This window comes from Xanthomonas sp. CFBP 8152 (genome assembly GCF_014199025.1).
Taxonomy (GTDB): domain Bacteria; phylum Pseudomonadota; class Gammaproteobacteria; order Xanthomonadales; family Xanthomonadaceae; genus Xanthomonas; species Xanthomonas arboricola_B.
The window spans coordinates 96,460-113,670 of the sequence record NZ_JACHNO010000004.1; the positions used below are offsets into that span (position 1 = coordinate 96,460).

The window sequence follows — 17,211 nt, forward strand, 5'->3', positions numbered from 1 at the left end:
GATGCGGGCCGACCCACCCCGCAGATCCGCCGGCGCTCGGTCACGACGCACCAGTCCAACTCCCGTCCGGATCGACCCGTCTCTACCCGATCCCTGGTCGACCCTTCCTACCGTGACTGCACTCATGCGCAACTCCGCAACGATTCTTGACCGCTGCAGTCAAGCACCCCCACTGCGAATTTCATGTGTCGGTGGAATTGACGAAAATCAAACAAGCGCGGCTGTGGCACGCATGGCGTGTGGTGACACGGTCCTGCTGAAAAACCGGTCGTCTTGCCGCACACTATCGCTCCACATTTGGAGTGATTGCCATGCATAAGGCCTGGATGCTTGCCCTGTTGGGCGTATCGCCGCTGGTCCACGCCGCGTCTGCCGACGAGGACGTTACCTGCCGCAACGGGTTGTTCACCAGCGCGCCGGTGGCGTTCTCGCTCGGCAAGGTCATCCCGCCGCGCCTGTATCTGCTCAAGGACACCGATGGCTGTCCGGACAAGGGCGGGGCCGCATGCCAGGGACGCGCCTACGTGGTCAAGAACGATATCGTCCTGACGGCGCAGCGCCGCAATGCGTACGTCTGCGTGCTCTATCCCAACAAGGGAGGCGGCAATGCTGGTTGGGTCGCACAGTCCAGCCTGCAGATGCAGCCAAGCGCTGCCACGCCCACACCGCAGGCGTGGAATGGCCACTGGCACGACGGCGACAACACGCTGCAATTGACCACCAACCCAGACGGCAGCATCACCGTCAACGGCGATGCGTACTGGCCCAGCGCCTTTCCCGACCCGGAACAGACGCCGGGCGGCCCGCACACGGGCTCGGTCACCGCGCGCGGCTATCCAGAAGGCAACCGCGTTGAGGTCAACGAAGACACGTGCAAGGTTCGCCTGCAACTGGTGGGCGACATGCTGCTGGCCGACGACAACCTGGAATGCGGCGGAATGAACGTCTCCTTCGGCGGGGTATACCGAAAGAGGTAATCGCAAACCTAGCCACCCCGGTGCGCCGCACTCCTGCAGGGGAAGGCGCACAGGTGGTTGCGCGACCTCCAACCACCGGCCCATCCCAACGCAGTCCTACACGCCCCAACCAATGGAAGCACGCACGCCATCACTACCACCGCGCGGCATAAAAGCCGATGCCAAGCGGTGCAGTGCGGTTTACGGTGGCCCGCAACGACCAGAACGAATTCGGCTCGCTCGATCCCGCAATCAGTCCAATGGACGGTGATAGCAGCAGGACGCGCCAGAAGACCTTTTCAGGGGTGACGCACCGCGTAGACCGGCGTCATTTATCATTGTCGATTGCTGTTTTGAAGGAATTGCGTTGAGACGTTCCGCCACGCGTTTGATGCGCGCACCGCTGCTTGCTGCCATGGCGTTGCTTGCCGCTTGCAGCACAACCAACACCACCAACAAATCGTTGCTGCCGTCGGCGGACAATCCCGTCAACACCAGTTACTGCATCGGGCGTCTTGCCGTGACGACCGATGTGCCCCTGCACTTTCTGGGGAGTTCCGCGCAGTTTTATTGGGGCGACATCGATACCTACCGCGAAGACGCGGCCAGCTATGCGCAGCGCCTGCTGACCGCACAAGCATCGGCCAGCGATGGCAAGGTGCGCCAACTGATCAAGCCGGTGGAAACACTGGCACAGGATGATGGCAGGGTCATCGTCGCACACGCGGAAGACGCGTTGCCGCTCGACCCGAATGTCGTACAGGTCACCGGCTTCGCCCATCGCGACGGCACCACCTTTCGCTTCCAGAAGACGGCGATCAGCCGCCTGCAGGACATCACCGAACGGCGCACCAAGGAAATCCTGGCCTCGATCACCAGCAGCGCATCGCCCTTCCCGCCAGCGGCACAGTCCCAGCAGGGGTTTTGCGTCATGCATGGCGCCGTCAATCTGGCCCCGGGGCACGACTGGCACGAAGCTTCCAGGGTCGAAGGGGAATTCACCCTGCAGGAAGCGCGCTACCGTTTCAGTCTGCGTTCGCGCTACCTGCGCTCGCTGTCGTTGAACGCGCAGGAAGTGACAAACCAGCGCGACCTGCTACTGGCACTGGCGGGCGCCGTACCGGACTCCGGCCTGGTACCGATCAGTGAACTGCCGGTCGCCGCCAGCACCCCATCGCAAGGCAGCGCCAGCCTGCTCGAGATGACGACAGCCGACGGCAAGCACCAGGTCTATGAGTGGCACATGCCGGCCATTAGTACAGCGCCTGGTACGCCGGCAACGTTCCTGTATATCTGGCCAGCGTCCGGGCAGGCGTCAGCGCAGGACCAAGCCAAGTTCAGAAGCTGGGTTGTGGCCCACCCGCAGCAGACGACACCGCTGTTGCAGATACAGCAACTAGCCAGCAGCGTTGAACAGCAGCAGGCGACGCCAGCAGTAGAAGAGAGCAGGCTGGTGTACCGGATGCAGCTGCATTACCACGGCGACCAGGCTGCCGGCGGGCGCCATTACGTGATCTACAAGGATGGCCAGAAGGTCGATGATGGATTCAGCGATGCCCACGGTTTTACCAAGGCGCACAACGCGGATTACGACCAGATATGGACAACCGAGGTGCTCAATAAATGAGTACCTGCCTTAGCACACGAAAACCGCGCTGGTAGTGCCAAAGCCAACCAGATTGGCGGACTGGTTGGCATGTCGACCGCCTGAGCGATCGAGGCGTATGGGTTGGATACGGCAGGAGGCGAGCACAGCCATTTACAGCGCATGTGAGAGCGAACTCGATAAGACGCGGGAACAGGGCTTGCATGCTCTGGTGCGCACCTTACGTGCGCCATTAGGACGAACCCATGCGACTGCAGTTCTGCTTGCTTGCGTTGGCAATGACATTTGCGCCACACGCACTTGCCAAAGGACCTTCTACAGCGTTGTCTGATGCCAACATCAGGACGCTGCTGATTCAACAATCGATCAATGCATATCCCGGCAACTGCCCCTGCCCGTACAACGCGGCACGCAATGGCAGCAGCTGCGGCGGTAGAAGCGCATATAGCCGTGGTGGTGGCTACGCCCCGTTGTGCTACCCAAAGGACGTGACCAAGGCAATGATTGCCGACTACCGAGCTGGAGCACAGTGAAGCTGATGGCCCAAGCTGGCCACACCATTCGGGCCAAACGGCCCTTACGTCGTTCGTCTTCTGCGGCCCTGCATAACCATCAAGTAGTTACGAGGAAACATCCATGAAAAAGGCAAAGATCGTTTTGGCGGTCGTGGTAGCGCTCGCCTCCGCGTCAGTGTGCGCGCAGACCCGTGTCAATGGTTACCACCGCGCTGATGGCACTTATGTGCAACCTCACTATCGCAGTGCGGCCAACAGCACAACGCTCGACAATTATTCGACACGTGGGAACGTGAATCCATACACCGGAAAAATTGGAACTGTCGATCCGTATAAAGAACAGAACACTTATCGCCAGCCAGCACCACAGCCAATCTACGAACCATCCAGGGCTGACGCCGTCAATCCTTATGGATCCGGTTACTGATGCATCAAACCCTGCCTCGGCAGGGTTTTTTATCTGCGTCGATGTTTGCTGGTCGTAGCGCACCGGCATGCGTGTACAACACGGCGAGGATGCATCCTGATGTTCTCATCCGGCAGGCAACGCCCCCGGGCGTATCACTGCGCAGCAGCCCGGCACGCGGCCAGTGCGCGGCTGATGTGCTTTTCCACCATCTTGATCGAGATGCCCATGGCTGCGGCCACTTGCGGGTAGGTGAGGCCGTCGATGCGGTTGAGGATGAAGGCCTGGCGGCATCTGGGCGGTAGTGCGGGCAGCGTGTGGGTGTGCAGGTGCTGCAGGATGCGGCGGGCGTCGGCGATCTGGTCGACATGAGCGCCGTCTGCGGCCAGTGGTGCGATCAGGTCCAGTGCGACGTGGGCGTTGGCGTGGCGGCGGTGGCGGTGGCGCGTGCGCCAATGCTCCAGCACCACGTTGTGCGCGATGCGGTACATCAGCAGTGCGTAGTCGCCGATGTCGGGCGCGTCGCGGTAGGCCAGCAGGCGGAGCAGCGTTTCCTGAGTGAGGTCGTTGGCGGTGTCGCGGTCACGCAGGCGCCGGTGCATGTAGGCGAGCAGGTCGGCATGCAACAGGCCGATGGCCTGGTCGAAACGCGCTCTGCCCGCTGCCGGCTCCTCGCGTACGCGCCAACGCGTGGTGTGGCGTACACGGGCGTAGCCGCGCATAACTGCGGCGCGCGGATGTGCGACGTCCGCCGTGCATGTAGTGGCGGTTGTGCCTGAGCCGCTGCGCCGATGCCAGGCGGTGCAGGTAGTGGTTGCGCGTTCGGCTGGCAGCGGCATCCATGTGTTGCCGAAGCGCGGGGATGTGCCGAAGGTGCCGGCCAGGGTGTCATTCACCATGCGAGTTCTCCAACTGCGGGGTACACGCGCGGAGGCGGGTTGGTCACTCGGCAGGTGCCACGGTGACGACCAGCTCGCCGTTGCGCATGCTTATGTTGAGTTTGCTGCCGATGGTGAAGCCGAGTTGTTCCAGCCAGCGGCCGCGTAGGCGCAGCGTGGGGATGCGTTGGTGGCTGTCGGGGTAGTAGCCGTAGCCGACGGTGCAGTGTTGCGGGGCGCGGGGGTGGCCTTGGCGGCGCGGCTTGCTGGGATCGGGGCGGGGCTCGGGGATGGGGGTGCGCTCGAGGTAGCGCCGCGGCGTGATCGAGGGGTCGAGCGAGCGCCAGACGACCTCGGTGGGCGGTGGCACCGTGGCGCGCTTGCGCGCTGGCTTGGGACTGGACGTGGATCGACGCATGGCAAAGCCCTCCTTGACGAACAGGCCCCGCCGCCGGGAGGCGACGGGATGTCGGGAGGTTAGAAACCGCACAGAGCCGGCGGGCGTATTTCCCCGAAGGGTGTTGTATTAGCCGCCCTCCCGACGCAGGCATCGCGTCGGTTGCACCTGCAAGATGCTGCAGGCACAAAAAACCCACCGGTTTGACGGAGGTGGGTACCGCTCTGTGAGGAGTTTCTACGCTCCTTGTGGTAGAGATTGCTGCGGGTTTGTTGGGATGTCAACTGCTTTGAGCTAAAAAGTGACAGTGATTTTTTTGAGTGCGGCCACTACGAAGAACATGCAGATCGCGCCTGTTCTTGCTCGCTTCGCGCCATGCAGCGGACTACCGCTTGGACGAAGCATTGAGATTGTCCATGTCCGAGAAGATCAACCAGCGCTTGCCGGAATCCCGATGCAGCGTGAGAGTGAACTTTCCTATGTCGCCGGGCGCATCTCCGTAGCCGTACGCACCTATGATGTAGGCGACATCATCCTTGGCGGAAAAACCGAGTGAGCGCAGAAGTTGCGGCTTATCTTCGGCGGCAGGGAATTTCCTACGCGCATGCCATTGCAAATCCTATGGCGTTTCACAAATTTTCGGTTAGGTGATCGATTTGTACTTGGCAGTCAAAAAAATGTCTAAGGCATGTGCTATACCTGACATGCAGGGGGTGGGGCCTACGTGGTAGCCACAGTGCGACGGCGTCGGCTATGAGTCTTGGAGAGATGATGTTTATTCGATATGGAAGTTGTGAGCGTAAGGGCAGCTGCGGCCGCACGATTCTTGTTTTGGCAATTCTCTTAGGGGTTTCGGCTGCGTCAGTCGTCCCGGCTATTGCGCAAGAGAATACCAGCCGAGTCAGTTTGGCCTCGGTGGATAGTCAGACGCAAGCCGCTTTGACGCACGCCTTGAAGCTGGACTTGCAGAAGTACATAGACAACCACATGGGTCGAATTTGGGACCAAGAGAAACAAATCTTAGTTAACAGCGTTAGCGTGAGCGGCAAGGGCGAGTTGATAGTGGATTTGAGTAAAGGTTTTCTCCCGCCCAAGCCGGCAAGGATTGAGGAGAATCGACGGGATCAGATGAAGGAGCTCTATGTCGAAGTTATCGATCCAGTGCTGTCGGTGGATTTCCGCAACGCTCCGGTGATCTTTACTTTCGACGGCCGATCGATGGAAGAGGTCCAGCCCGAAGATCCTACGCTTAAGCCAAAAAAAAAAATAAGAGCATCAATAGTTGAACCTAAAAAGGTTGTAATTTCTGCTTCCCATGGACTTTTTTACAACCACGGCAACAAGAGGTGGGAGTATCAGCGACCAGACAAATGGAACGGGATCATTGAAGATCTCTTGACTCCGTCTCACGTGGTTGAGCTCGCTGCGCTCGTGACAACACGGAGTGAGGATGATGTGTACGAGCCCAGGACCAGAAGTACGACGATCAATTCGACGACCAAGAGGCCGTGGTGGGAGATGGCTGCGAGATATAATCTCGAAAGGGTCTATCCTGGACGGACTGATATCTGGGGTGTGACGGCAAGCCCTAATGATCCTATGCGTGAGTATAATAAGGATATTAATTCACGACCGCGCTATGCCAACGAGGTCGGGGCGGATGCTTTGATCAGCTTGCATACTAACGGCAGCAAAACCAACCCAAACGCGCGTGGAACGTGGGTACTGGTTAAAACTGATCGCCCCAATGACTACGCATTGGGTCAAAGCATTCTTTGTGCGATGAAAGAGCAAATTCATGCGGTCCCGGCTTATTCTGATTACCATGTTGACGAGGCACCGCGCGAAAGTGAAGCTTACGGTGAAAATAGTGGTTTCCCTGATATCAAAAAAGTTGTTGTGGAGACCGGATTCCACACGAACGTAGATGATGCTGCCGCGCTTCAGGATCCGGTATTTATTACTGCCGCAATGAAGGGGGTCGAAAAAGGCTATCGGCTAGATAGGGATGGCGTTACTTGTGCGCCGTTCAAAATTACGTCAATCCCGAATGTTACGTTTACCTACGGAAGTGGGTTGCAGAAGACTCCTATATTAATTCAAGGGTCTCCTCGTTATCCAATTGTCTATAAATCAGAAATAACTTCTTGCAGTGGAAGTTGCAGCGGTGCGACGAAGACAATCGCTGATGCCAGCGGGCTGACGATGGATTTCACTTGCCGGCCCGGCGGTTCAACGACGCTCTCTGCAAAACTAAAAGCTACAATGACCGACGCTGATCAAGTGGTGTCGACCTATGAGCACAGCGTTACCTGCAAAAAATAAAACACTGATTATTGTGGATTTCAAAAGCCTCTTCGCGAAACCGTGGAGAGGCTTTTTTAGCAATTTATTACTGGCGAGTCGTTTAAAGATGTCGTGAATCGGCAGGCAACATGTCTTGCCGTGATGCCGCTACAGTGACTAGCCAAGGCGTCAGCGCACGTAAGCCAAAGCCGTGCTCCGGGAGGCCAGCTCTTCGTTTGCGGCTATGCGTCTCTGATATGACCGTACCGCTACATCCGAGTGGGAGGAAATCCTACATGCGAGGTAGCCTTTTGCTGAGCCCGCTGCTGCGTGGGTCAGGGCAATCTACCCATGCCGTACGCGGTGCCAAAGTGGCCACCCAACCTGCGTGGCACGATGTCGCAGTGCCCGCGCTGCTGAAGAGCAGCCCCGACCGTTGCCACTTTATAGCAGGCCTTTGCCGGCATGGCCGACGTGATCGAGGACGGCGCCATCACGGGCGACGATACCCAATTCGTCTCCCGGCGGCTCGATGAGATCCTCGCCTGGCATGGCCTGGACAACCGCGACCGCGACTCGCGACCGCGACTCGCGACCGCGACTGCTGAGGGACTGGCATGTGCTACTCCGCTGAGATCCAGGCCGACTACCGGAAGCTGGTGCGCAACTTTGGCGCGATCATGTCGATCGGGGAGTCGACACTCCAACTGCGGGGTGCACGCACTGAGCGCGGGGTGCGGCTGGTTGGTCACTCTGCAGGTGCCACGGTGACGACCAGCTCGCCGTTGCGCATGCGGATGTGGAGTTTGCTGCCGATGGTGAAACCAAGTTGTTCGAGCCAGCGGCCGCGTAGGCGCAGGGTGGGGATGCGTTGGTGGCTGTCGGGGTAGTAGCCGACGGTGCAGCGTTGCGGGGCACGCGGGTGGCCTGGGCGGCGCGGCTTGCTGGGATCGGGGCGGGGCTCCGGGATGGGGGTGCGCTCGAGGTAGCGCCGCGGCTTGATCGAGGGATCGAGCGAGTGCCAACCGATCTCGGTGGGTGGTGGCACCGTGGCGCGCTTGCGCGCGGGCTTGGGGCGGGATGTGGATCGACGCATGGCAAAGCCCTCCTTGACGAACAGGCCCCGCCGCGGGGTTCGATTCGCACAACGTCCTGCAGTCGGATACCCTTGCGAGAACTCCGGCAGACATACGGAAACGAATGCACTTGACGGATACTTCCGGCAATCTGCATCGCCAACAGCCAAGACTCGGAAGGAATAATGGGTATGGGTGCCAATCACCGAAAGGCCTATGTAGCATTCGCTGGATTGCTTTGCGCCGCAGTAGCGGGGTGTACCTCACCTGCACCCGCCACCGCGTCACAGCGCGAGCATGCAAGTCAACACGCTGCAAAGGCTCCGGTTGTGTCTTGCCCCTCCAAAGATTTCGGCACGTTTCTGCAACGCTATGCGGATTCTGCCGACGAGAGCGTGCGTCGCAGCTTCACCGACGATCCGCTGGAATATGAGGTGCCAACTCACACGGTCGAAAAAGAAACGGATACGTCACCCGCCACGCATCTCTCCAAGCGAACAGGCCTCTCCCGCCTAGAGCTGTTCCCGTATCGTTATTTCAAGGATGCGAAGGTCTTTGATCGAGTCGTTCCAGGGGAGATGAAGCCAGAGCGCCAAAGTAAGGTGGGATACCCTGTGTCTATCCAGACGATGGCCGGTGACGGCCGCAGTGTGGACTTCGGCATGGAGTACGAAGTAGATACCTACGTTTTCAGACGGAGCCAGGGCTGTTGGTACCTGGCTCGCGCGATCAACCTGAGGGACTAACCAGGGAGTGGGCACATGGACGCACAGGATGCAACACAGCAGGTCCCTTATCGCGTCATTCAACTTGAGTGGGATGCGGAGAAGGGTTATCACAACGAGGCTGTCGAGAACTTCGATGGCCTGGTCACGCACCATCCCAACAGCAACAGCGGTGCGCATCTGGTCAATGGCACAGTGGTTGGCGGGCAAGCTGGACGCACGCTGGCGCTGGTTGGCGGTGAGATCCAAGAAATCGAGGTCGCCAAAGCGAACAACGATTATGGCCTTCGCCCAAGCCAGGTATTGCTGAAGAAAGATTTCATCCTTGAAGACTCCGCAATGCCCTCTGGACCTGCGTCAAGGGCACAGGATGTTCCATCGCCTGTTGCTGGTGTCGTGGGCACGGTCAACGCGAAAACCGGCCTGGTCGATGTGCTGGATCGGGAAGGGGGCGATGTCATCCTGCGTGTCCGTCACATGTCCCCTCTCCTTGTGCAGGAGGGTGACCAGGTCGAGTATGGCCAGGCGCTGGGGGTACAAGGCAAGCAGGCGACAGGCGCAATCCACGTGCACATGGAAGTGGATAGCCGTTACTACCAACATTACGAAAACTATGTCGGCGACCTCGTAAGTGGCCGTCTGTCCATCGATGCAGCGAGACGGGACCACGGCATCGAGCCCAGGCCGTTCGTGGATGACGGGACAATCCGTATCGGTGAGTCGTCGGAGATGGTGCGGCAGGTGCAGCAGACATTGAATGCCGAAGGCTTTCGAGGTGCTGACAATCAGCCGCTGCAAGAAGATGGCGTCTACCGCCTTTCGATGCAGGCTGCCGTTATCAATTACCAGCAAGCGCATGGCCTCTCCCAGACCGGAGACATCGACCCTGCAACGTTGCAGCAGATTGCTCCGCTCACGTTCCCGCCAGAGGTGAACAAGGACGATTACAACGCTGCGCCGACGTATCAAAACATCCAGGGGGCCATGCAATCACAAGACCCACTCCATCGCCAGGCAGAAGATGCCGTGCGCCGCCTGGAACAGGGACTAGGCCGTGACTATGACGACAACAGTGCCCGGCTGGCAGCAAGCAGCGCGTATCTGGCCAGGGATAACAGGCTATCAAGGATCGATCACATCGTGCTGAGTACCGAGACAAGTTCTGTGCGGCAGGGCGAGAACGTATTTGTTGTTCAAGGGGCGCTCGACAACCCTACCCACCTGATGGCGCACATGAAAACAAGCGACGCCATCGCACGGCCAGTAGAGCAGTCACTGAGTCAGTTGCAGGCGCTTGGCGAGATGCAACGGCAACAGCAACAAGCGCAACAGCAAGAACAGCAACAGGAACCTTCGATTACTCCACCTCATCGAATGGTGTGAGGTCGCAACCCCGCTCACCGGCGGCATACCAGGCCTAACCCAACGAATTTGTGTACGCGTTTGTGTACGCGGCGCGCCAGCGTTATTCCGTAGGTGCCACGGTGACGACCAGCTCGCCGTTGCGCATGCGGATGTTGAGTTTGCTGTCGATGGTGAAGCCGAGTTGTTCCAGCCAGCGGCCGCGTGGGCGCAGCATGGAGATGCGTGGTTGCTGGTGAAGTAATAGCCTTGGCCGACGGTGCAGTGTTGCGGGGCATGTGGGTGAGTGGCGGCACCTTGGGGCAGATCTGGCGTTTTGAGTTCAGCCGCTCCCAAAGCAGGTTTGCCTTGAATGAATTTTCTGACGCGACATTGGATCTCTAGCGGGTTGGGTCATAGATATCCAAGTCTAAGGAAATGCCTCTTTGTCCAAGCGCCAACAGGGCTTTAGCGGAAAGTGCTAAACCGTCATTCCTCCCGGCCATGAAGATGCCGCAGAACAAGTCAGGCTGATAGCGATTGCTCAAGTATTCCCACACAGTCAAGTCTTGGGTGAGCTGGTTCAGGATTTCGAAGATCTGTGCCTCGAGGTCCTCAGGCTCGCGTTGCGTTGAAGTCAGTCTCCAGCTGCCAGTCTTGGCAATGCGCACTGTGCCGTTCTTCAACTTAAGTTCTTGCCCCTTATGCCTGGAGGCCGTTGGGCTGCCCAAAAGCAACGCGCTGATCTCGTCGGGCACCAGGTCGTCTCCAAAGAATCGGAGTGTTGCTACGGAATACTCTAGTGCTCCCATTGGATCCCAATGTCTGAATTAACCCGCACCGCGAAGCGGCGTCGGCTTGGACGAACTACCAGGCTTATTTCCGCGTTGACGCATGCGCGGCCAGGAACTCGGTGATGCTATCAGGCTCGCGCTTGGATCCAGGCAGCCATTGAGGCTGCCACTCAGTGATTCGTGCGCCGCTTTGGTGCTGATAGACGCCTGGACTGGGTTCATTGATCGATTCCAGCTGCCGCACCAAGACCACGGGTGCCTCGGCACCCCTGTGCGCCTGCGAGAAGGCCAATGCCGACTCGTATTGCGCGAACGCGGCGAAGTAGTCATCGTCTCCAGCCAGTGGCGCCGCTCCCTGCTCGGGATGGAGCCAGACCCTGTACTCAAGGACGTGGTCATAGAAGTAGCCCCCCCCCCGGACTTCGACCGCCCTGAATAAGTTCCGACAAGCGATGGCTCTGCTGCCAGCGGATAGCGGCTCTGCTGTGATACAGACTGATCAAAGTGTGCAGATGAGAACGGAGCGATTGGACGAGAGCACGCCGCGACGACAACTGCCAACAATACTGCGATAAAGAAATTCGCTCGTTTCATTGCTTTCAAAGTATGACCTAGCCTGTGTGTAAAGCCGAGTCGCGGAGCAACTTCGGCTTGGATAAGTTTTTAGGGTACCCCCGTAGTCAAAGCACCATCTCCAGCACAGCGCTACGCATGCTGGTGTGCAGCCTGCGTCCGCATGATGCTCGTCGAGTCGGTGCCTACCGTCAATTGTTGGCCGCCTTGTCTGTCGCCTTCTCGCCATCATCCGCCACGGTGACGACCAGCTCGCCGTTGCGCATGCGAATGTGGAGTTTGCTGCCGATGGTGAAGCCCAGTTGTTCGAGCCAGCGGCCGCGTAGGCGCAGGGTGGGGATGCGTTGGTGGCTGTCGGGGTAGTAGCCGTAGCCGACGGTGCAGCGTTGCGGGGCACGCGGGTGGCCTGGGCGGCGCGGCTTGCTAGGGTCGGGGCGGGGCTCGGGGATGGGGGTGCGCTCGACGTATGGCCGCGGCTTGATCGTTGGGTCGAGCGAGCGCCAGACGACCTCGGTGGGCGGCGGCACCTTGGCGCGCTTGCGCGCTGACTTGGGACGGGACGTGGATCGACGCATGGCAAAGCCCTCCTTGACGAACAGGCCCCGCCGCCGGGTGGCGACGGGATGTCGGGAGGTTAGAAACCGCTAAGAGTCGGCGGGCGTATTTCCCCGAAGGGTGTTGTATTAGCCGCCCTCCCGACGCACGCATCGCGTCGGTTGCACCCGCAAGACGCTGCAGGCACAAAAAACCCACCGGTTTGACGGAGGTGGGTACCGCTCTTAGAGGAGTTTCTACGCTCCTTGTGGTGAAGCTTGCTGCGGGCTTGTTGGGATGTCAACTATTCCGAGCTACAAAGTGACGGTAATTTTTGAGTGCGGCCACTACGGAGAACATGTAGATCGCTCCACCTTGTTTACTCGCCTCGCACCATGCAGCGGATTACCGTTTGGCCGAAGCATTGAGATTGTCCATATCCGAGAAGATCAACCACGGTTTGCCGGGCGCTCGATGCAGCGTGAGGGTGAACTTTCCTATGTCGCCGGGTGCGTCTCCGTAGCCGTACGCACCTATGATGTAGGCGACATTACCTTCGGCGGAAAAACCGAGTGAGCGCAAACGTAGCGGACCTCCGCTGCTACCTTCATAGACCGCTTGAATAGCTGCCCTGCCCCGGATTGGAGGATGATCGCTCTGCAGCAAAAAGCCATCTTCCGCAAATAGTGCAGCAAGCGCGCCTGCGTCGCCCTTACGCCATGCGCGCTCATAGTCGCGAAGTACTCGATCAAGTTCGGGCGGTAACTCAATGCTGGGAACCGCTATTGGCTTGGTTCTTTCTGTGACGTTCTGACCATGCAATGGCCCCGTGGCAAGCACGAGACTGAAGACAAAAAAGGCAATGACTGATCGGCTCATATGTCTCAATTCTTCTAGAGCCTCGTTGGTTGACTACAGAATTATTCCGCCGCTTCGTAACTGCGGCGATCACATCGGATTTTAATTCAACCTGATCCCGTTATTCGCTCGAAAATTCGTTTGAAAGACTCACTGCCGTTGGATAGCCTCTGACACCTCTACAGCCCAACGCGAAGTGTGAATGATCCGCGTCTCTTGCAGCTGTTCTTGAAGGATCTCGCGTTTGGTCAGTTGAGAAACCGCCTCCCACTCGTTCCTAAAAATGTAGGTCGCGTTGCCTGACTCCGGACTCTCGAAGACATATCGGCGCCTGCGCGTGAATCCGAAGACGATGTACTCGCTAAATCCACCTACCCCCACCGCCATGAAGTCGGGCTCGTGCCGAGTGATAGTCCGGATGCGATTGGTCGCAGCTTCGCGAACGCTTTCCGATAGCCGCGCCAGGTAGCCCTCCAAGGCTAGAATCGCTCTATCGAATGGGAAGGCTCCAGGTGGAAGAATGCGCCAGTTGATCTTTTGAACCCTGACCGGCACCGCAAGGGTTGGATTAACGATCTCAAAGTGCGGGAAGCATTCTAAGTAGATATTGAGGAGATTGGCGATGCCATCTTCTGGCTCCGTCCGGTCAATGACCCTTGTGGCCATTGCGATGCCGCCAACAGTTAGTACTGCCGTCAAGAACTCACCAGGTGGAGCGATATATTCCCTAGGATAGGTGTCATACGATCTCGTCTGTGTGCCGTGATGCGTCCGCCCGTGCCAGTCTTTCCATGAGGTGTTGATCGTTCGAGACTTACTGATCATCGGAAGGTCTTTCCTGATGATCTCTTTTCCACGTGCATTAAAGAACGTAGCCGGCCCATCGGCGCTGGGCACAATGGATGCACCCGCGGGCGGGATATCGCCAAATCCCAGCAGCGCCGCTTGGACATCAGTTAGCGGTGCGCTGAGCAGGCGAAACTGTGGCAGTCGTCCGATTGTGCTTCGGTAGATTGAAAGACCTCTCACTTGCTTAGGCATGCGCTAATCTCTATGTAATAACCAGGAGAGTGGGTCAGGTGGACTTTTTAAGTAAACCTGACCCCGTTCTTCAGAGGTTACGCGACAGCGACAGCGACAGCCGCTGCCGGCCCCTTTTTACGAACTACTTCGGTTGCAACAGAACGCGCATTCACCTCTTTGATAAAGCTGTCAAAAGCGAGGATATCTGCCAGAAGTTCGTCTGGATCCGGCAATGCTACCCCTGCGATTTCCGGGCGGTCATGGGCGTAGTTCGAGCATTTAGTCATGCCGTCATTCACTCGCGCGTAGTCCCCATCTGAGACCGTAACTCCCGATAGGCGCTGTGTGTCGACACTCTTACGGAAGCGAATGACTACATTGCGAAGCAGCACTTCTTCGACGGACCGCTCCCAAGCGAGCCTCAGCAAGGTGTACGCCCTAACCGTATGCATCTCATAGTTCGCTTGGTCGTTCTGGCTGTGAGCCTTGGCAGCGAGGACTTGTATGTTCTTCACGACGCCCACCCGTTGACTGCTCGTCTTGCCTTCAAATGGGAGATCAGCGCTGGTCACGCCGAACCCTTGCTGCTGCCTGCTCACGCTTTGGGTCTGGACACTTACGCCCAAGCGCTTGCCGTCGTCTGCAAGGAGCTTTAGGAAGTAGAGGTCATGAGTAAAAACGATGACCTGCCTCTTCGCCGCCTCTTGAACCAGACGCTTTGCGACGAGCTCGCGCCGCCTGTGGTCGAGCGAGCAGACCGGATCATCGAAGATGATGCCGCTCGTTTGCCCATTCAAAGAGATCTCTGCCAAAAAGGACGCAATGGCGATGGCTCGCTGTTCGCCTTCGCTTAATATCTCCGAGGGTGTACGCGATTGGGGAAGCTCAAGGCGAAGCCGATGAAGTGGCTTACCGCGTTCGGAGCGACTTTGCGTACTGACCCGCAAGGCATTGACTTTGAGCACTGCGAATTCGCGATTGAGCGCATCAGCTAGCTCTTGGGACACGACCTTTTCAGCCAGCTCAGACGCCTTTGTTGATATGCCGTTTGTACGAAGTGCAGGTAGACAGGCGTTCAGTCTTGCCAAATGAGCAAGTTTGTCCACGGCTGACAACACCGCGTCCTTGACCAAGCCGAGCTGAGCCCTGGCGTCAAGTTCCCCGAGCTCTGATTGCATTGCCTTGCGTGCAGCCTCGTCAGATGCTTCTTCCAATGCTTTCGCCGAAAGATCAAGCTGGACCGATAGCTGGGAGAGTCGCTGGCTGAAACTAGTAGCGAGAGACAGCACGACACTCCAATCATTGCTCTCAGCTGCTTTCCGGATTGATTGCTGTCGATCCAGAAGCGCCGTCTCATGGGTAGATAAGTCTTCGGCAATCCCCTCATCTTCCGAACGAAGCGCCAAAAGAAGCGCCTCGTCCAAACCAAAGGCGATGGGTTGCTTGGTCACGGGGACGTAGACAACGGCTAACGCCGCCTTTTTGGCGGTATGAATCTTTTCTGCTTCGGCTTGAACGAACGCTTCGAAGCGATGCATCCGTGCAGCTCCCTCTTGCAAAGGCTGCTGGCAAAGAAGACAAGCATCTTCCGGCGTGAGATCGACAATGGTCTTGCCTGGGTCGACTTGCACTGAGAATCGTTTGGCCGCCTCGTATAGCTCGCGCCACACATCGCCGCCCGTGCCTGGCAAGAGGCTCTCGCCTTCGCTATGAAGTTGCGCGGCAAGCTCAGCAGCAGCTTTGGCAGTCCGATACTCATCAGCTGCTTGGCGAACCACAGCCAGCGCCTCATCGCTGACGCGAGCTTCCTGCTCTGCGACCTTGGTCGCAAGCACCGCCCAACGACGCGCGCGAATGCGCAGCGCTTGGGCTTTCTCCTTGGGATTGTTCTCCTTGAGACTCGTCCCAAGCTCCGCTCGCCGCGATAGCTCTGCGGCACTAAGTGTGGCAAGTGACTCAATTGCCTCCGGCTTCGACTTGGCTGTGAGCGCCGCGATCTGCTTGCCAACTGCTGTCTCTCCGCGCAGGTAAGCAAACGCACCGAGGTCAACTGCGCCTGCCAGGATCTGCTGGTCGACCTTCAACTTAAGCCGTTGACTCAGACGCGCGAGTGAACCAAAGACATCCAAACCGTAAGGGACATAGGAGAAATCATTCTCCTGTTCCAGATACGATTTCGCGCAGCGCGCGTCGAACACTGCAATGGAAGACAGTTCAGCAGGTGGTGCCGCATCGAGCCGCCAGACGATCTCTTGGTTAGCCCCGTTCACCGAGATCTCAAACGTGGCTTGGGCAACCCCGCCTTGACTGGCCGGCAGATTCGCGTTGGGATGGATTGGCTCTGATTGATCCCGTGCACGACATGCGCGCTTCAACACTCGCGAATAGCCAGACTTTCCCGAGCCGTTGTCGCCGTAGATCACAGTGACACCGGAAGGCGCCATCATGACCGACTGATCTGACGCAATGGCATTGACGTGGTGCAGGTGCTTCATCGTATGAAGCAGCACGACATCTCCTGTAACAGCAGCGGCGGGTACTTGGTCCTGTGACAAAGGCTTAGAAATCCGTCCTTCAGGGTCGGGAATTCCATTTTCTGAATAAAGCATCGCAAGCAGATCGTCGTCATCGCTGTAATCGAGATCTACCTTCGTCAGAAGACGTCCAACCGCATCACTTTGCCAAGATGGAAGCGTCGTCGTCCATTTGAAAATCTCTTGCAAAATACTCATAACAGCCCCCTGTTAATTTTATTTTGTTAGGTCTCTCGCCTAAGAGCCTGAGCTGCGCTCTCACGTATCGACTCCCAAGAAGTCTCCGGTGTGATCTTTATATCTAACGTCAAGAAATTATGTGGCCGAGCATCACGTCGTGGGTCACCTTGCCCAATTTTTCTCCATTGCCCGCGAAAACAAACAAGCAGTTCAAGCAAGACATCTGAGAATGCAATTCCGTTAGGAAATACTCCTTTGAGGTGCGGTACTTTGTTTACAGGATCAGTCCAAGCATTTGCATCGTCGAGTAGCGAGTTGACCGGTATGGCGGTAGCGCCATACATAGAGGATTGTCCAGGTGTAGAGCTCACACAGAACCCTTGTTCCCAGCTGGAATAGCCATGTTGTGCCCCATCAAGATGCTGTGAGGGCACATACACGAGAAGGAAGGCTAGATCCCCACAAGTGTTTCTCGCCTTAATAAGCTGTTTGCGGAGTGATGCATAACCACCAGGGGTCGCGCACCGGA

General features: G+C 57.9%; 17 protein-coding genes and 1 pseudogene. 9 read left to right on the forward strand and 9 right to left on the reverse strand.

Features of this window, described 5'->3' with window-relative positions; genetic code table 11:
- The first annotated feature begins 311 nt into the window (after positions 1-311).
- The 4 genes from FHT09_RS15910 to FHT09_RS15925 all read left to right on the forward strand — a co-directional run bounded on the left by FHT09_RS15910 (position 312) and on the right by FHT09_RS15925 (position 3,504).
- Positions 312-977 (forward strand): hypothetical protein, encoded by a 666-nt coding sequence (locus tag FHT09_RS15910; protein ID WP_104606645.1) that lies wholly within the window; start codon positions 312-314, stop codon positions 975-977.
- A 370-nt stretch (positions 978-1,347) separates the two neighbouring features.
- Positions 1,348-2,583 (forward strand): hypothetical protein, encoded by a 1,236-nt coding sequence (locus FHT09_RS20105; protein ID WP_258077242.1) that lies wholly within the window; start codon positions 1,348-1,350, stop codon positions 2,581-2,583.
- A gap of 224 nt (positions 2,584-2,807) precedes the next feature.
- A complete protein-coding gene (locus FHT09_RS15920; protein ID WP_219842991.1) occupies positions 2,808-3,095 on the forward strand; it encodes a hypothetical protein in 288 nt (95 codons plus the stop codon).
- 103 nt (positions 3,096-3,198) lie between these two features.
- The gene (locus tag FHT09_RS15925) at positions 3,199-3,504 is read left to right on the forward strand and encodes a hypothetical protein (protein ID WP_181141364.1); all 306 of its coding nucleotides are present in this window, start codon (positions 3,199-3,201) and stop codon (positions 3,502-3,504) included.
- 134 nt (positions 3,505-3,638) lie between these two features.
- On the opposite strand, the gene FHT09_RS15930 is transcribed toward FHT09_RS15925, so the two are convergent.
- Together FHT09_RS15930 and FHT09_RS15935 are read right to left on the reverse strand one after the other, a co-directional pair.
- Positions 3,639-4,205 (reverse strand): RNA polymerase sigma factor, encoded by a 567-nt coding sequence (locus FHT09_RS15930; protein WP_104606697.1) that lies wholly within the window; start codon positions 4,203-4,205, stop codon positions 3,639-3,641.
- A gap of 220 nt (positions 4,206-4,425) precedes the next feature.
- Positions 4,426-4,779 carry a SymE family type I addiction module toxin gene (locus FHT09_RS15935; protein ID WP_184417007.1) on the reverse strand — a complete coding sequence of 118 codons (354 nt, stop codon included), beginning with the start codon at positions 4,777-4,779 and terminating at the stop codon, positions 4,426-4,428.
- A 280-nt stretch (positions 4,780-5,059) separates the two neighbouring features.
- Between FHT09_RS15935 and FHT09_RS15940 the strand changes: the two genes are divergently transcribed.
- The 3 genes and pseudogenes from FHT09_RS15940 to FHT09_RS20465 all read left to right on the forward strand — a co-directional run.
- Positions 5,060-5,314, forward strand: coding sequence for a hypothetical protein (locus FHT09_RS15940; RefSeq protein ID WP_146096604.1), 255 nt, complete (start codon positions 5,060-5,062; stop codon positions 5,312-5,314).
- Between the two features lie 215 nt (positions 5,315-5,529).
- On the forward strand, positions 5,530-7,083 hold the full coding sequence (locus FHT09_RS15945; RefSeq protein ID WP_181141479.1) for an N-acetylmuramoyl-L-alanine amidase: 1,554 nt from the start codon (positions 5,530-5,532) through the stop codon (positions 7,081-7,083).
- A 332-nt stretch (positions 7,084-7,415) separates the two neighbouring features.
- Positions 7,416-7,614: pseudogene (locus tag FHT09_RS20465) on the forward strand (hypothetical protein); the annotation flags it as partial.
- Between the two features lie 178 nt (positions 7,615-7,792).
- On the opposite strand, the gene FHT09_RS15950 reads toward FHT09_RS20465, so the two are convergent.
- A complete protein-coding gene (locus FHT09_RS15950) occupies positions 7,793-8,140 on the reverse strand; it encodes a SymE family type I addiction module toxin (protein WP_104607565.1) in 348 nt (115 codons plus the stop codon).
- A 165-nt stretch (positions 8,141-8,305) separates the two neighbouring features.
- Between FHT09_RS15950 and FHT09_RS15955 the strand changes: the two genes are divergently transcribed.
- Both FHT09_RS15955 and FHT09_RS20470 read left to right on the forward strand, forming a co-directional pair.
- Entirely contained in the window at positions 8,306-8,866 is a 561-nt protein-coding gene (locus FHT09_RS15955) for a hypothetical protein (RefSeq protein ID WP_221230796.1), read from the forward strand.
- Between the two features lie 552 nt (positions 8,867-9,418).
- On the forward strand, positions 9,419-10,228 hold the full coding sequence (locus FHT09_RS20470) for a peptidoglycan-binding domain-containing protein (protein ID WP_308686697.1): 810 nt from the start codon (positions 9,419-9,421) through the stop codon (positions 10,226-10,228).
- A gap of 82 nt (positions 10,229-10,310) precedes the next feature.
- On the opposite strand, the gene FHT09_RS15965 is transcribed toward FHT09_RS20470, so the two are convergent.
- The 6 genes from FHT09_RS15965 to FHT09_RS15990 all read right to left on the reverse strand — a co-directional run bounded on the left by FHT09_RS15965 (position 10,311) and on the right by FHT09_RS15990 (position 16,700).
- The gene (locus tag FHT09_RS15965; RefSeq protein ID WP_104607568.1) at positions 10,311-10,424 is read right to left on the reverse strand and encodes a SymE family type I addiction module toxin; all 114 of its coding nucleotides are present in this window, start codon (positions 10,422-10,424) and stop codon (positions 10,311-10,313) included.
- 163 nt (positions 10,425-10,587) lie between these two features.
- On the reverse strand, positions 10,588-10,998 hold the full coding sequence (locus tag FHT09_RS15970) for a DUF4279 domain-containing protein (protein ID WP_104607569.1): 411 nt from the start codon (positions 10,996-10,998) through the stop codon (positions 10,588-10,590).
- Positions 10,999-11,744: 746 nt separating this feature from the next.
- The gene (locus FHT09_RS15975) at positions 11,745-12,128 is read right to left on the reverse strand and encodes a SymE family type I addiction module toxin (protein ID WP_184417009.1); all 384 of its coding nucleotides are present in this window, start codon (positions 12,126-12,128) and stop codon (positions 11,745-11,747) included.
- 364 nt (positions 12,129-12,492) lie between these two features.
- Positions 12,493-12,966: a nuclear transport factor 2 family protein gene (locus FHT09_RS15980; protein WP_104607604.1), complete on the reverse strand. Its 474-nt coding sequence runs from the start codon at positions 12,964-12,966 to the stop codon at positions 12,493-12,495.
- Positions 12,967-13,095: 129 nt separating this feature from the next.
- Positions 13,096-13,986 carry a hypothetical protein gene (locus FHT09_RS15985; protein WP_104607603.1) on the reverse strand — a complete coding sequence of 297 codons (891 nt, stop codon included), beginning with the start codon at positions 13,984-13,986 and terminating at the stop codon, positions 13,096-13,098.
- Positions 13,987-14,063: 77 nt separating this feature from the next.
- On the reverse strand, positions 14,064-16,700 hold the full coding sequence (locus FHT09_RS15990) for an AAA family ATPase (RefSeq protein WP_104607574.1): 2,637 nt from the start codon (positions 16,698-16,700) through the stop codon (positions 14,064-14,066).
- Positions 16,701-17,211 lie beyond the last annotated feature (511 nt).